General features: G+C 45.3%; 13 protein-coding genes and 1 pseudogene. 6 read left to right on the forward strand and 8 right to left on the reverse strand.

The window, feature by feature from the left end; translation table 11 throughout:
* Positions 1-2 precede the first annotated feature (2 nt).
* Positions 3-503 carry an SOS-induced cell division inhibitor SulA gene (gene sulA / locus H591_RS0103200; protein ID WP_022965504.1) on the forward strand — a complete coding sequence of 167 codons (501 nt, stop codon included), beginning with the start codon at positions 3-5 and terminating at the stop codon, positions 501-503.
* A 78-nt stretch (positions 504-581) separates the two neighbouring features.
* Here sulA and gltX read toward each other — a convergent pair whose 3' ends face one another.
* Positions 582-2,057 carry a glutamate--tRNA ligase gene (gltX, locus tag H591_RS0103205; protein WP_022965505.1) on the reverse strand — a complete coding sequence of 492 codons (1,476 nt, stop codon included), beginning with the start codon at positions 2,055-2,057 and terminating at the stop codon, positions 582-584.
* Positions 2,058-2,182: 125 nt separating this feature from the next.
* Positions 2,183-4,198, reverse strand: a complete 2,016-nt coding sequence (gene uvrB / locus H591_RS0103210; protein ID WP_022965506.1) for an excinuclease ABC subunit UvrB — start codon at positions 4,196-4,198, stop codon at positions 2,183-2,185.
* A gap of 168 nt (positions 4,199-4,366) precedes the next feature.
* Here uvrB and H591_RS0103215 point away from each other — a divergent pair, with 168 nt between their 5' ends.
* Entirely contained in the window at positions 4,367-5,563 is a 1,197-nt protein-coding gene (locus H591_RS0103215) for an amino acid aminotransferase (RefSeq protein ID WP_022965507.1), read from the forward strand.
* A 247-nt stretch (positions 5,564-5,810) separates the two neighbouring features.
* On the opposite strand, the gene H591_RS0103220 is transcribed toward H591_RS0103215, so the two are convergent.
* On the reverse strand, positions 5,811-6,587 hold the full coding sequence (locus H591_RS0103220; RefSeq protein WP_022965508.1) for a response regulator transcription factor: 777 nt from the start codon (positions 6,585-6,587) through the stop codon (positions 5,811-5,813).
* 147 nt (positions 6,588-6,734) lie between these two features.
* On the opposite strand from H591_RS0103220, the gene H591_RS0103225 reads away from it, so the two are divergent.
* The 3 genes from H591_RS0103225 to H591_RS15660 all read left to right on the forward strand — a co-directional run bounded on the left by H591_RS0103225 (position 6,735) and on the right by H591_RS15660 (position 11,777).
* Positions 6,735-7,658 (forward strand): LysR family transcriptional regulator, encoded by a 924-nt coding sequence (locus H591_RS0103225; protein ID WP_022965509.1) that lies wholly within the window; start codon positions 6,735-6,737, stop codon positions 7,656-7,658.
* 281 nt (positions 7,659-7,939) lie between these two features.
* Complete coding sequence (locus H591_RS0103230) at positions 7,940-8,977, forward strand: ABC transporter substrate-binding protein (protein WP_084702547.1); 1,038 nt, start codon at positions 7,940-7,942, stop codon at positions 8,975-8,977.
* Positions 8,967-11,777, forward strand: coding sequence for an ATP-binding protein (locus tag H591_RS15660; protein ID WP_022965511.1), 2,811 nt, complete (start codon positions 8,967-8,969; stop codon positions 11,775-11,777). Before H591_RS0103230 ends, H591_RS15660 begins: the two co-directional genes overlap by 11 nt.
* Here H591_RS15660 and H591_RS16130 read toward each other — a convergent pair.
* The 3 genes and pseudogenes from H591_RS16130 to H591_RS15675 form a co-directional block, all read right to left on the reverse strand.
* Positions 11,769-12,164: a response regulator gene (locus H591_RS16130; RefSeq protein ID WP_269746512.1), complete on the reverse strand. Its 396-nt coding sequence runs from the start codon at positions 12,162-12,164 to the stop codon at positions 11,769-11,771. The genes H591_RS15660 and H591_RS16130 overlap by 9 nt on opposite strands.
* A gap of 39 nt (positions 12,165-12,203) precedes the next feature.
* Positions 12,204-13,325, reverse strand: a pseudogene (locus H591_RS16255) (sensor histidine kinase); the annotation flags it as partial.
* A gap of 89 nt (positions 13,326-13,414) precedes the next feature.
* Positions 13,415-13,798, reverse strand: coding sequence for a hypothetical protein (locus tag H591_RS15675; protein WP_051145780.1), 384 nt, complete (start codon positions 13,796-13,798; stop codon positions 13,415-13,417).
* A 496-nt stretch (positions 13,799-14,294) separates the two neighbouring features.
* On the opposite strand from H591_RS15675, the gene H591_RS0103245 reads away from it, so the two are divergent.
* Positions 14,295-14,546 (forward strand): Lpp/OprI family alanine-zipper lipoprotein, encoded by a 252-nt coding sequence (locus H591_RS0103245; RefSeq protein ID WP_022965512.1) that lies wholly within the window; start codon positions 14,295-14,297, stop codon positions 14,544-14,546.
* Positions 14,547-14,622: 76 nt separating this feature from the next.
* Here the strand turns inward: H591_RS0103245 and H591_RS0103250 are convergent, their stop codons facing one another.
* Both H591_RS0103250 and H591_RS0103255 read right to left on the reverse strand, forming a co-directional pair.
* The gene (locus H591_RS0103250) at positions 14,623-15,030 is read right to left on the reverse strand and encodes a DUF2802 domain-containing protein (protein WP_022965513.1); all 408 of its coding nucleotides are present in this window, start codon (positions 15,028-15,030) and stop codon (positions 14,623-14,625) included.
* Positions 15,030-15,509, reverse strand: a complete 480-nt coding sequence (locus H591_RS0103255) for a chemotaxis protein CheW (protein WP_022965514.1) — start codon at positions 15,507-15,509, stop codon at positions 15,030-15,032. Before H591_RS0103255 ends, H591_RS0103250 begins: the two co-directional genes overlap by 1 nt.
* Positions 15,510-15,578 lie beyond the last annotated feature (69 nt).

A 15,578-nucleotide genomic window follows, 5' to 3' on the forward strand; every position in this document is an offset into this window, starting at 1 on the left:
TTATGTACCCTAATCAATCATTTGAGTCGAAACAAATATCCTTGTTTGAACAGCAGTTCAGTTTTCAAGGCGCAGCGGTAGCACCTCTTTTTGTTGAAACGACCAGTCTTGCGCCGGTCAAACCTGCTGCTGATCTTGGTGTATTTAGCGAAATTTCTTTATCAGGTAGTGCGCAGCAATGCTTACAGCTGATTGCTCCGATCCTTCGTGATTTAAGCGACAACCAAAAAGATCGCTGGTTGACCTTGGTTTCGCCGCCACAACAAATCACCGCACAATGGTTACGTAATGCGGGTCTGAATCGTGAGCGTATCTTGGTTCTGCGCCCGCGCGGCTTGCAAAGCAGTCAAGAATTGGCCTGTGAAGCATTACGCTTAGGGCGTAGCCACACAGTGATCAGTTGGTTCAACCCGCTACCTGCTGCTGCACAAGCGCAATTAGTTAACGCAGCGCTGGTTGGCGCCGCACAAAGTTTAAATATCAGACAACCCTTCACGATCTGATTATCCCCGAGCAGATCGTTTGCCGCGCAGCCGTTAAAAGCTGCGTGGCTTTTTTATTCAAACCAGAAAGTATAGCAATTACTGCGCTAGCAGCTTTTCCCATTCCTTGGTTTCTTTCTTTGAAGCGGCACCTAATAACTCTAATGCTTGACGCAAGCGGAAGCGAGTTAAGTCAGGGCCTAAAATAGCCATCGCATCCAATACCGATACTGAACTAGCCTGCCCGGTAATAGCCGCAAACATCAGCGGCATCATATCGCGCAACTTCAACTCCAAGAGTTCACCGGTTGCGTTAATGCAGGCAGTGATAGCGTCTTTATCCCACTGGCGCAGGGCTTCAAGCTTCCACAAAGTGATCTGCAACACTTGGCGAACCTGATCCACATTGAGTTTTTTATGGGTAAATAACTCAGCTGTAAGTGGCACAGTGCCCGAGAAGAAGAATCCGGCTAATGGTGCAATCTGGCTAAGGGTTTCAACGCGGCCTTGCACATGCGGCGCAATCTGCATGACGTAGTCACTGTTAAATGCCCACTGCCGCGCGGCATCAGCAAACTGTTCAACACTCAACTCGCGCAGCCACTGACCATTCAGCCAAGACAGTTTTTCCACATCAAAGATGGGGCCGCCCAAAGACACTCGATTGATATCAAAGTGCTCAATCATTTCTGTCAGAGAGAACTTCTCGCGCTCATCAGGCATCGACCAGCCCATACGACCCAAATAGTTAAGCATGGCTTGCGGTAAATAACCCATGCGCTCATAAAAGGTAATTGACGTTGGGTTTTTACGCTTCGAGAGCTTGCTCTTATCCGGATTACGCAGCAGTGGCATGTAGCATAAAACCGGTTGTTCCCAACCGAAATACTCGTACAGTTTAATCAGCTTAGGTGCTGACGGTAACCATTCTTCACCGCGTAAAACATGGGTAATGCCCATCAAGTGATCATCAACCACGTTGGCTAAAAAATAGGTTGGTAGGCCATCGGCTTTCATCAACACTTGCATATCCATGCGGTCCCAGCCAATTTCAACCGTGCCGCGCAGCATGTCATTGACGATACAGACGCCTTCGGTTGGCACTCTCATACGAATCACATGTGACTCACCTGCTGCCACACGCTGCTGTGCTTGCGCTGGGTCTAAATGAGCACAGTGGCCATCGTAAGCTGGCGTTTGCTTATCAGCCATCTGTTGAGCACGCACTTCATTAAGACGCTCAGCACTACAGAAACATGGGAAGGCATGGCCTTTTTCTACCAAGAGGCTTGCGTGCTCCTTATAAATCTCGGCACGTTCACTTTGTCGGTATGGACCGTGTGGACCGCCCACATCAGGACCCTCGTCCCACTCAATACCTAACCAACGCAGCGCATCATAAATTTGCTGCTCAGATTCACTGCTTGAGCGCACCTGATCAGTATCTTCAATGCGCAGAATAAACTGACCACCGTGTTGTCGAGCAAAACACATATTAAACAGGGCAATATAGGCGGTACCAACGTGTGGATCGCCAGTTGGTGATGGTGCAATGCGGGTACGTACAGTGGTCATTATGATTACTCAAAACTTAAAAATAAAATTTCAGCGGGCATCTTAGCAAATTCTAAGCAACGCGCTCTAGTTCAGCTCAATGGCATTGTTGTTTGCTTAAGAATAAACAGCTTCATGCCAAGCACTTAAAGATCGAGAAGACGCAAGCGTAAGCGCTGTACTTCATCGCGCATTTGCGCAGCGGCTTCAAACTCCAGATCACGTGCCAGTTGATACATTTTTTCTTCTAACTGTTTAATGCGCTTACCAATGTCGTTGGGGGTGCGGTACTGCTGATCATACTCAGCCGCTTGCTCTGCTGCGCGCGCTTGAGCTTTGCGTTTATTGCTACGCGCACCAGGCACCACCGCTCCTTCCATAATATCTTGCACGCTTTTTTTCACGCCAAGAGGCGTGATGTTGTGCAAAGTGTTAAAGGCAATTTGTTTTTCGCGGCGGCGATTGGTTTCATCAATCGCCCGCTCCATTGAGCCGGTCATACGGTCAGCATAAAGAATAGCTTTACCATTGAGGTTACGTGCGGCACGGCCAATGGTTTGAATCAAGGAGCGCTCTGAACGCAAAAAGCCTTCTTTATCTGCATCTAAAATAGCCACCAAGGACACTTCCGGCATATCCAAACCTTCACGCAACAAGTTAATCCCCACCAGCACATCAAACACACCCATGCGCAGATCTCGGATAATTTCTACCCGTTCAACGGTATCAATATCAGAGTGCAAATAACGCGCACGCACACCATGGTCAGTCAGATAATCAGTCAAGTCTTCCGACATGCGCTTGGTGAGGGTCGTCACCAAAACCCGCTCATCCACAGCAATCCGTGCGCTGATTTGTGAGAGTAAATCATCAACCTGAGTTAGCGCAGGACGCACTTCAATTTCCGGGTCGATTAGACCGGTAGGGCGCACCACTTGTTCAACCACCTGCCCGGCATGCTCAGCTTCGTAAGTGCCTGGCGTGGCCGAAACAAATATCGTCTGCGGACTCACCGCTTCCCACTCATCAAAGCGCATCGGACGGTTATCCAGTGCTGACGGTAGACGAAAACCATAGTTAACGAGGTTTTCCTTGCGCGAGCGGTCACCTTTATACATGGCACCAATTTGCGGTACTGAGACGTGAGATTCATCAACAATCAACAGCGCATTATCGGGCAAATAGTCATACAAAGTGGGCGGTGGTGCACCAGCTTCACGACCGGATAAATATCTAGAGTAGTTTTCAATGCCGTTGCAGTAACCCAACTCTAAAATCATTTCTAAATCAAATCGGGTGCGCTGCTCTAAACGCTGCGCCTCAACCAATTGATCATTGTTACGCAAGTACTCTAAGCGCTCAGCCAATTCGACTTTAATATGATCAATGGCTTCTAAGAGGGTTTCGCGCGGGGTCACATAGTGAGACTTCGGATAAAAGGTAAAGCGTGGCAATTTGCCAATCACCTTTCCCGTCAACGGATCAAAAGCGCTGATGCTTTCCACTTCATCGTCAAACAGCTCAACACGAATCGCCTCAAAATCCGACTCTGCCGGATACACATCAATCACATCACCGCGCACACGGAAAGTCGCGCGCGAGAAATCCACTTCATTGCGGGTGTATTGCAAAGCCGCTAAGCGCGCTAATAAATCACGCTGATTAATGCGATCACCGCGGTCGAGGTGCACGACCATTTTCAAATAACTTTCGGGGCTGCCTAAACCATAAATGCACGACACTGTGGCGACAATGATGACGTCTGGACGCTCAAGTAGCGCCTTGGTCGCTGAGAGTCGCATCTGTTCAATGTGGTCATTGATCGAAGCATCTTTTTCAATAAAGGTATCGGAAGCGGCAACATAAGCTTCAGGTTGGTAGTAGTCGTAATAGGAAACAAAATACTCAACTGCGTTATGCGGGAAAAACTGTTTAAACTCACCATACAGTTGCGCAGCTAAAGTTTTGTTAGGCGCTAAAATTATTGCTGGGCGCTGCACCTGTTGAATCACATTGGCGATGCTAAAGGTTTTTCCAGAGCCTGTTACCCCGTGCAAGGTTTGATGAGAGAGGCCTGACTCAATCCCCGCAACCATTTTACGAATTGCTTCTGGCTGATCACCGGCGGGCTGAAACTGTGTGACGAGCTCAAAGCGCGACATGCATACCTCTAATAACAAGCGCGGCAAAACACCGCAAAAAGTAATCTTCGACCATTATTGCCTAATAATCGCGATTCGATTGCTATAATACCTATCGAATCGCGCTGCGTCTCGGCGCGCTGTCTGTTAAGCTAACGCCTCCATTCAATTTAATCGAGTTTGCTAAACATGAGCCTGTTCTCTGCCGTCGAAATGGCGCCACGCGACCCCATCTTGGGTCTGAACGAAGCTTTTAATGCCGATGTCCGCCCGCATAAAGTCAACCTCAGTGTTGGTGTTTATTATAATGAAGCTGGCCGCATCCCTTTGCTTAAAGCCGTTGCCCTGGCTGAAAAAGCCCGAGCTGAAGCACATGCGCCACGTGGCTACCTACCTATTGAAGGTATTGGTGCTTACGACTGTGCGGTGCAAAACTTATTATTTGGCAGCGACGCTGAAATCATTCAATCGGGACGGGTGATTACCAGTCAAGCCATTGGCGGTACCGGTGCGTTAAAAATTGGCGCAGATTACCTCAAGCGTTTATTGCCTGACGCTGTTGTAGCGATCAGTAACCCGAGCTGGGAAAACCATCGAGCGCTGTTTGAGTCAGCTGGCTTTCCAGTGCAAAACTACAGTTACTACGATGCAAGCAAACAAGGCATTAACCTTGAAGGCATGCTGGAAGACTTACGCCAACTGCCCGCGCAATCCATTATTATTTTGCATGCCTGCTGCCACAATCCAACTGGCGTTGATTTAAATCCAGAGCAATGGGTAGCCGTTTTAGAGGTATTGCGTGAGCGTCAGCATATTCCTTTCTTAGATATTGCTTACCAAGGCTTCGCTGAAGGTATTTATGAAGATGCGGCAGCAGTGCGTTTATTTGCTGAGTCAGGCTTGTCGTTCTTTGTTTCCAGTTCGTTCTCGAAATCATTCTCGCTGTATGGTGAGCGTGTCGGTGCTTTGTCGATTGTGACTGAATCCAAAGAGCAAGCCGGTCGCGTTCTCTCGCAGTTAAAGCGTGTGATTCGTACCAACTACTCGAACCCGCCAACCCATGGCGCAACAGTGGTTGGTCATGTACTTAACACGCCTGAACTGAATGCTTTATGGCAGGAAGAACTGGGACAAATGCGCGAGCGTATTTTGCTGATGCGCAAGCTGATGGTGGAGCAACTGGCTGCCAAGGGTGCAAAACGTGACTTTAGTTTTGTGGCTGAACAGCGCGGTATGTTCTCTTACTCAGGCCTCACCCAAGAACAGGTTGAACGCCTGCGTAATGAGTTTGCTATTTACGCAGTAGGCACAGGCCGTATCTGTGTTGCTGCACTGAACATGAATAATATTGACGTAGTCACTGACGCTATTGTGCAGGTTCTGTAACCGTTGAATACAGTCACTGCTTAAGTTTAAATGAGTCGTGAAAATGTGCAGAAGGCGGATTGATATCCGTCCTCTGCTTTACATCATCAGAGCTACGGTTCTTATGCTGCTTAGTTTATTTATTGTATTTTGCATGACACTGAATAGCGCCCGAACTGTTATGTCGCAGCAACTCTTGTCTTTGTCTGATGTGCGGAGGGATTTAACTTCCAATTCGTCAGCCTAGCAAGCACGTTAAGCGTGAAAATTAATCCATCTCTTTAATTTTGCGAAAACTCGTTGGTGTCACAGAAAAACGTTCACGAAATGCTGTAGCTAAGTTTGCTGCACTTGAAAAACCCACCTGTGTAGCAATATCCTCAATACTAATATCGCTATCAACGAGCAGCTCTTGGGTTTTTCGCAGACGCTCCTCTCGCACCCAAGCAAAAACAGTCATACCCAATTGCTCACGAAAAATAGCTGATAGCCTTTTGTCATGAGTACCAACTTTCGCAGCTATTTCAGTCAGCTTTGGAAGATGATTAAGCTTGCCGCGAATTAAACGTACAGCTGCTTGTAAGATCACTTGTTCTGGAGGCTGTTCTTGCAGTAACAAACCAGGTCTTTGACGTTGGGAACTCGGTTCTTTGCCTTGCAAGTGAATAACAATACGCGCTAGAACCTCCTCTATAGCATAAGGCTTAAGAACATAGTCAGCGCCGCCCATGGTAAGTCCATTAACCCGATCAGTTACATCGGCAGCGGATGTTAAAAAAATAATTGGAATATCTTTGCAGTTCGGTATTTCTCGCAATAGTCGACAAACTACAAAACCATCTACATCAGGCATATGCACATCCAGTAAAATCAAATCGGGATAGAGTGCTTGTGCGTAATGCAGCCCTTTTCTAGGCTGATCAGCGACCGTTATGCGAGTTCCTTGCACACGTAAGGCGTTTACTAGATCATCCAGATCTTGTGGGTGATCATCAATTAGCAAAATATGAGTATTTTTCAAACCTTGCAGACGTGTGTTATGCACAGTTTAATCCTTTTAATGAATGCGAACCGCTTTTACAAAAGCAGTATACCCAGCTGAAAAGATGACTTTAATCACTATTTTTCATGTTAACCACTATAAGCTGTATTAGAATCTTGTTTTAAACACGTCGAAACAGGAGGTTCGCAGATGTTCCAAAAAACGCCTAAACAAGCACATTTTTTGTCATCAATCGAAGGGAGTCCGCATGATTTAGCACTTAACCTGGTTGACCTGTATTGGTTCTTACACATTGTTGATGCGGGTAGTTTCTCTGTTGCAGCAATTAATCATGGTGTTTCAAAGTCAAGTCTTAGTCGTCGTGTCAGTCAACTTGAAGCGCGATTAGGCGTACAATTGTTACACCGTAACCCTCGTCTTCTGAGCCTTACCGGTATTGGATCTGAAGTCTATCGGCATACACTAGATATGATCAACGCCGCTCAGCAAGCCAGTGATAGCGTACAACATGCATTGGCTACTCCCAGTGGCAATTTAAATGTCGTCTTACCTGCAATTCTTAACAGCTGGCTATTGCCCGTACTATTAAATTTCAAAAAAACCTACCCGCAGATTCAAATGACTTTAATAACGGCTGATCGCACTCAAGAAATGAGCTCTCTATCAATTGATTTAGCCTTAAGTTTATTTCCAGCTCCAATCAATAGCAGCCAAATCGTTACACGTCCTTTAGCAGAACTGACCTTTGCCAACATTATTAGCAGCAGTTTGAACCATATTGATCAGCACATGCAGATTCAACTTGTTGACTTAGCCGAGAAAGCCAATGAGAGCACACTGCTGGTTAATAATTTCTTGTGTGCTTATGAAGCAACATTAGCGGGCTTTGGTTATGCAAACTTACCTTTGTGTGCATGCGATACAGCATTACGCTCTGGCGAATTAAAGTTTTTTAACGATCAAGAAACTACTCGTACACTCTATGCTTTTACTCAGCCTCATCGCGGCATTACTTTAGCGACACGCGTATTGCTCGATTACTTAACCCTACATATCTCACAAAGCAGAACAGCTGGTATTCTCCCGCTGCAGCAGACTAAGGACATTCTTTAATATTGATTTCTTTATTATCATTAGCCGCACCTACTTTTCCTGCCTCAGCAAGATTGATAGCTTATCTGTGTCTGCTGCTATTCATTCCTTTTGTAATTGCGCAAAACTCAACAGCCGCAACAGATAACAACATTACCGTAGCGCACTGGTGGCTTTCTGAAAGCGAACTAAAAAGCGCAACTGTGTCAAAAAAACACTTATCTCAATACAATTTAGACTGGAAAAACATTAGCGCTGATGACAATTCCACGACTGGATATTTAGGAAACATCCAGTAGTGGCTGACACAAAGCCAGCGTCCTGATGCGGCAATAGTGATTGGCAGCAGTGCCTTCGCACACAATAGCGCCGAACATTTTTTACAGCTGGACCAAGTTGCCGAGGAGCAAAGCTGGGAGGACGTCATTCCTTACGCTATCCAAGCCACTTCAAAACACAAAGGTCACTGGATTTCTGCGCCCTTTAATAATCACTCGACTAACTGGCTTTGGCTCAACAAAACCTTGTTTTCGCAGCTTGATTTACCCGAACCAGAAACATGGAATGACCTCATTGCAGTGCTCGATCGTGCTAAACAACTTGGCATCCCAGCTCTTGTTACACTCAACAGTGACTGGCAACAAACGCAACTGTTTGAAATGTTACTTGTTGCCACTGCAGGAATGGAATCCTATCGGCGCATATTTATTGATAACAAAATCATAGAAACTGAAGATAAGCGGCAATTGCTCACTACTTTTTTACGTTTAAAACAAATCAGTCGTTATTTTTCGGACAACACTCTAAAGAGTACATGGAACGAAGCCAGCGATTTACTTGGTCAAGGTAAAGTTCTCATGCAAATTAATGGCAGCTGGGTCAACAGTGAGCTCAAAAATTTAGGATGGAAAGCTGACGAAGACTATTTGTGTTTGCGTTTCCCTGATACTCAAGGGGCTTATATATTCAATAGTGATCATTTTGTGTTTTTTAAAAATGGTCCTGCTGCTGCAAAAAACCAGAGGCAAATGGCTCGGGCTCTTTTAGATAAAGAATTCCAGCGCGATCTCAGCATGGTCAGCGGCGCAGCACCGGTGCGCGTGGATATTTCAACTAAAGGTTTCGATAACTGCACTAAAAAAAATGTTCACGATTTGCGTATGGCCAACATGCGCAACGCGGTCATCCCCATGATAAGCAACCCTAAACTCTTAAAAATAGTGAGTGACTACCTGGCCTTAAAAACAACGGCTGAACAAGCTAGCGAGCTGACGTTAGCTCTTTTCACCCAGATCACCATTGATAACAAAGCCAATGCGGGGCTCAGTGATGCTGATTAAACCGCGCTTAAAAATCACCCATAAAATCCTGTTACTGGTGAGCATGCTCAGCGGCCTTGCCGGTCTGATCACCCTCTACTCACTGAATAATTTAAACATGGTTGATAAAAACTACCGTTATCTGCTCGACCATAAAACTCAAAACACCTTGACTATTAGTGATGCCCTGCTCGATTTAAGCGATGCCAGCCGTTTAGCTTTTTCCGTGCTCACCGAGCAAGAAGAACAACAGATGCGGCTCACACAAAGTCAGCTCACTGAAAAGCAACTTATTTTCACTTCTAAACTCAATAAAATCACAGACCTAACTGAGCAACAAAGTGCTCGTTTGACTGTTATTAGCGTTAAACAGGCACAGGTTTTCAGTTTAATTAATGATGTTATTGAAGCCGCTTCACGCTGGCGTGGTGATCGAGCTTTAGTGATTATTAATACAAAACTAGAGCCCAGTTTGAGCGAACTGCGCAGCAACATGGATCAACTACCTGAGGCCATTGTTGACGACTATCTTATTGCCTCGCAGCAACTGACCGAGACCACTCAAGAAACGATCTTTAATACCGCATTTGCTGTTGGATTAACGCTTATTTTAGGCATTGTATTCGCGAGCTTGTTGGCTGTAGTTGGTATTTCACGGCCAATTACCGGTTTGACTCGTGTTATGAGTCGTCTCAGTGATCGCCATTATGATGATTCTATCGGCTACTTGCAGCGTGGTGATGAAGTAGGACGTATGGCGCAAGCCTTACAAGTGTTTCGCGATAACATGCAACGCGCTGATCGCTTAGAGCTAGAAGCCGCTAGCAGTGCTGAAAACAAGCGCCTATCTGAGCAGTTAGTAGCCTTAACTGACGCCATGCCCGGAGCTGTTTTTCAATTGCGCCTGGCTGAAGATGGTAGTCAACAATTCTTGTTTTTAAACAGCAAAATCGGTGCTTTTTTAGGCCAAGCTCCGGCTGACTTGCTGGGTCGTATATTTGCCAGCAATGAGCCTGTTTTTCCCGGCTCTACAACTTTCCAATGGATCATCAAAAAAGCATTCGAGCGCAGCAGGCAATCATTACAACCGATTGATTCAGACATCCGCATTGAACGTGACGGAGAGGTTATTTGGTATAAAATTCTTGCAACATGTCATCCAAGTGAGCGTTTATCAACACTGTTTAATGGCGTTTTACTGGATGTCACGGTAATGAAGCAGCAAGCCCAAGCGCTTGAAGAAGCTAAAAATAACGCTGAACAAGCCGCTCGAACCAAAGCAAACTTTCTAACCACCATGAGTCATGAAATACGCACGCCAATGAATGCCATTATAGGCTTAACACAACTCACCCTGCGCAACCCTCTCGCCACTGAACAACGTCAGCGGATAGAGAAAATCAATTCAGCGGGCGCGCACTTACTCAGCATTATTAACGATATTTTAGACTTTTCAAAAATCGATGGTGACCACCTACAACTCGAGCACATAAATTTCTCACCAGCCTTATTGGTGTCAGAAACAGTTGAAATGCTCAGTGATGATGCACAGCGCAAAGGTTTATCCATCTCTACTGAAATAGACCCGCAATTGCCTAGCCATTTACGAGGTGACCCAACCCGTATCGGTCAAATTTTACTGAATTACTTGAATAACGCGATTAAGTTTAGTCAGTCTGGAACAATTCATATTCGCTTGCGCTTGCAGCATGATACTCAAAAAAACTTACAGCTATACGCCGAAGTTGAAGATCAAGGCATTGGGATTCCAGCAGATCATATCATCCATTTATTCAAAGAGTTTCAGCAAGCAGACGCATCGATTACGCGCCGTTTTGGCGGCACTGGTTTAGGTCTGGCTATTTCTAAAAAGTTAGCCACCTTGATGCAAGGAGATGTAGGTGTGCATAGCCAAGAAGATCAAGGTAGTACTTTTTGGTTTACTGCTGCTGTCGCGAAAGGCTCGCAAGCATCCAATGCAGCGCCACTAGCACTCTCATCATCATCCGCTGTTCCAAAATATTTTCAAGGCTTGAATATTTTGCTCGTGGACGACAATGAGTTAAACCGTATCGTCGGCCAAGAGTTATTGGAAGAAGCAGGCTTTACTGTGGACCTAACTAATGATGGCCTGCAAGCATTGTCCTGTGTTAAAGCGCAAAAAGATGGATATTACAGCGCTATTCTAATGGACATCATGATGCCGATAATGGATGGCATCAGCGCTACCATAGAAATCCGTAATACAGCACAAGGCCAACACTTACCCATTCTAGCGGTCAGTGCTAATACTCAAAATGAAGACATTGAGCGCTACTATGCAGCAGGAATGAATGCCTACATCAGTAAGCCAATCGACGAGAAAAAACTGTGGAGCACCCTCGCTAGATTTATTAGGCAAGCAACGCTCATGCAGCCCACTCAATCTGTAACCTCTACAAATACTACTGCAGCCTATAATCAGCAACATCTGCAGTCTTTACGCGAGAGCATGCCTAGCGCGCGCTATATCAAGCTGCTGCACACACTGATTGCCGATTATGAAACACGCTTAGCTTGCATCAACGCTATGGATGGCGCGACAGATATCAGCCATATTCAGAGCAACTTGCATGATTTAATCAGCACCGCTGGACATGCTGGCTTTCAACAACTGTCACAGCAAGCACTGGAGCTTAATAACGCATTACAGACCAATCAAGCACAGAAAATAAAACAACTGCGCGAAAACATTACAGCGTCATTGACCCATGCCTTGGCCTATTTAAGTCAGCAAGTTGAGCAACTGCAGATTCAGCTTACTGCTGAAAAATCAACTTAATAACTGCCCCAACTTAGCCAATAGCTCAGCACTGGATGCTGGTTTGAGTAAGCAGCCATCAAAATCAAGGGAATTTGCTAAATCGCGCGGCCTTTGTGGTGGTTTCGCAGAGTAAAGCAAGATGGCTAATTGCGGCCATTCTTTACGAACATTTCGGAGCAAATCCCAACCATCCATACCGGGCATAACTTGGTCAGTAACAATGATATCGACGGGGTACTCTCGCAGCATAATCAACGCTTCTGCAGCACTACTGCAAATCAGTGGATTGTAATCATAACCAGCCAGCAACTCATAAAGCATTTCTCGTGTGATAGCTACATCATCAACAATCAGCACTGTACGCTGACGCCCTTCTTCACTTGCAGCGAAACTTTCAACAAACACTTGTTCAAGTTCTTGCTCAGCGGCTAATTGCAAATGCAAAGTAAAGCTGCAACGAACACCCTTTTGCTCTGCGCTTTCAAACAACAGCTCACTGTTCATGCTGTCTAATAATTGGCGCACAATGTACAAGCCCAGCCCCGCTCCTTCATACAGAGTGCTGTTTTCACCTCGTGCAAAAGGTTGTAATAAGCTCTCTCACTCAGCCTTAGGCATACCAATGCCGTTATCAGAGACAACAAACTGCAAGTCTGCGTAACCCGTCTGTTTATTGTGCTTGATTAAATTAACCGCAAAGACAATCTCTCCTTGCTGCGTAAATTTAGCAGCATTGGCGAGCAGGTTAATAATGACTTGGCGTAACCTTCGAAAATCAGCATTAACCAATAACGGTAGATCATCAGCAATAACGCTGCTAAAAATATTGTTATTACGCTCGGCTAAAAAAATGCCTGATTCTTCTATCTCTCGTAAAAAACCAAACAGATAGCCAGGCGCAACTAACAACTCTAACTGTTTGAGCTCGCCACGCGAAAACTCCAGAAGCTCATCTATCAACTCCAATTGCTGCTGAGCAGAACGTTGAATACTCTGGCCATACTGTACAGCCTGAGCACTATTGGCTTGCAACACGCGGGCATCGCGAATGACATGCTGCAAGGGGCTGCGTAAATCATGACTGATTCGGGCAAGTAGCAAATTTTGATTACTTAGCGCATTGCGTAATTGCTGCGTGCGCATCTCCACGCGCTGTTCGAAAATCTCATGCTCCACGCGCTTTAGCTGTTCGACATCAGCTAAAGCACTCTGCTCTCTTTGCCGTACCAATACAATCTGACTGACGAAGGTGTAACCCAATAAAAGTGTGGCCGGCAAAACAGAAATAAACAGCCAAGAATATGCTGTGGGAGAAAGCTGAATTGCGTCCACATTAAACAATGCCAAAAGGACGTTCTGCGCAACAAACGCTATAACTAAAGCAAAGCTAGGCCAGTTCGTAGACAGTCTGAAGTGCAGATTTGTATAGATTGCAGCAACAACAACCAGCGCAATAGATAGTGTTAACAGAACACTCAGAGTGCCACCATAAATAAGCCATTGTTCTTGCACAAACAACAATCGCAAAAACAGCAGCAGTATTAAACCGAGTTGCACAGTACTCATCAAGATGCCGATCGCGTAAGGCTGCTCTTTAACACGTAATAAAATACGCACATAGCCGATTGCGATGACACGAATTAAAGTTTCTGTAATCAGTGCTGCCTGCACATTCCAACCAAGTGCTTGTGGCCATAAATAAATGCGTAGCCTTCAGCAACTGCGATATAAAGTGCGTATAAGGTGATTGAAGCGGCATGTAGTAGAGCAATACTTGAGCGAAAGAAGTAACCCATTAACAGGCTAAAGACAATCAATAAAATAATAACACCCGCGAGCATGCCGTCTACAAAAGTGTCTACTATCCGCTGCTTAATCAGTGCCTGCTGAGAAAGTAGCTGTGGCTGTACAATAAATCCCTCTCTACTGCTTGTGCGCAAATACAGGGTTATGCGGCTATGCGCCGTCAACATAATAGGTAAGCTCGGTATACGTTGATGGTTAGCCCACTCAGCAAAAGGATACGCTGTGGCTGCCATTGAGAATCTGCTAGCTGATCGATGTCATCGCGCTGCATTAGCCCAGTGTTGTCATGAACAATCTGGAAGAAAGGTGTTAGAGCGATAGCCTCTTGTGGGCAACCTGATAACACCAGTTCATTCTTGGCTTGAATGACCGATGATCCACATAAAAGAAGGATGCTTAATAAAATCTTAGCCAAGAAATAGGCAACTGGTTTATCGGTCACAGGCCTGCCTTACTGTAAAGAAAATAAAAGAAACCATTGATTCATGTCTCAAGCTTATCCTGATTAAAACACAACTAATAATGCCATACAGCCTGCGCCAACACTGAAGATGAGCTTTACGTATTTATTTAGCATTTTTTGTACATTTATTGAGCAAGCATGCAAAAAAAATCTCATTCTGCCCCTTCTACTAGTTTACTTAATCAAACGAATGCGTAACATATACAACAGTCAGCTTATCATTTGATAAGTTGCTTCCATGGATAACCCATACTAAGGGGAACAATATGAATAATGTTCTAAAATTTTCTGCATTAGCTTTCGCTGCCGTTTTAGCGACTGGTTGCAGCAGCGTTGCCACTGAAACTGAAGCACGTTTAACTGCGACTGAAGATTCAGTTGCACGTGCACAAGCTCGCGCTGACGAAGCGTACAGCAAAGCTGACGAAGCGATGACCGCTGCTCAGCGTGCTCAGCAAACTGCTGACGAAGCTAACGAACGCGCTCTGCGTATGTTAGAAAAAGCCAGCCGCAAGTAATATTACTTGCTAAGGCAAAAAGGCCGACTTGAAAAAGTCGGCCTTTTTTATTGATCTTTATGCTCGAGCTAAACTCTTAAGGAGATTCGCTCTTACCATGCATACGTAGCAATAACTCTGCCTCTGATTGGCTTAAACCACATGACTGTTTAAGGTCTTCAGTGCTGGCACCTAATCCAACTAATCTCGCAGCCTGAGTAAAAGACAAGCTACTCAAGTCACGCTGCTCCATGCGCAAAATTTTCTCCGGCAAAGGTGCAATACTTTTTTGTAATTCATACAACTCCTCTCCCATGCGCATACTGCCTGATAAATAAGTGTCTAAACGCCGATTCAAATCTTTGAAGGCTTGGGTATGTTGCTGTATCTGCTTCATTTGCTGCGCATATAAATCGTCAGCACGCCGCTTCGCTCTCCACATACTGTACAAGGCAAAACTATTGCCAATGCACAGCACAGATAGCAGCAACACTGCAAACATCATTACAGAGAATCCAACTCCGTCCATTCTTCTTCACTCATCATTTTTTCCAGCTCAACTAGAATCAGCAACTCACCATTTTTATTACAAACGCCTTGAATAAATTTAGCGGCATCAGTGTTGCCAACATTAGGAGCTGTTTCTATTTCAGACTGACGTAAATAAACCACCTCTGCCACGCTATCAACTAAAATACCAATGACTTGTTTATCAACCTCAATGATAACCACGCGAGTATTGTCACCCACCTCTGCTGGCGGTAGGCCAAAACGTTGCCGAGTATCAATTACAGTCACTACATTACCGCGTAAATTAATGATTCCCAGAACATAACTAGGAGCGCCCGGTACAGGAGCAATCTCGGAGTAACGCAACACCTCCTGTACCTGCATAACATTAACGCCATAGGTCTCATTATCAAGACGAAATGTTACCCACTGTAAAATAGGGTCATCACTACTGTGTGCCGATGATTTTTGCATTGTTATTCCCCTTGTTTAAAGCGCTAGGCTGACACTGTAATCATTGTTTACTGTCTTTTACCTTAGCTC

The sequence above is a fragment of the Denitrificimonas caeni DSM 24390 genome, from assembly GCF_000421765.1.
Lineage (GTDB): Bacteria > Pseudomonadota > Gammaproteobacteria > Pseudomonadales > Pseudomonadaceae > Denitrificimonas > Denitrificimonas caeni.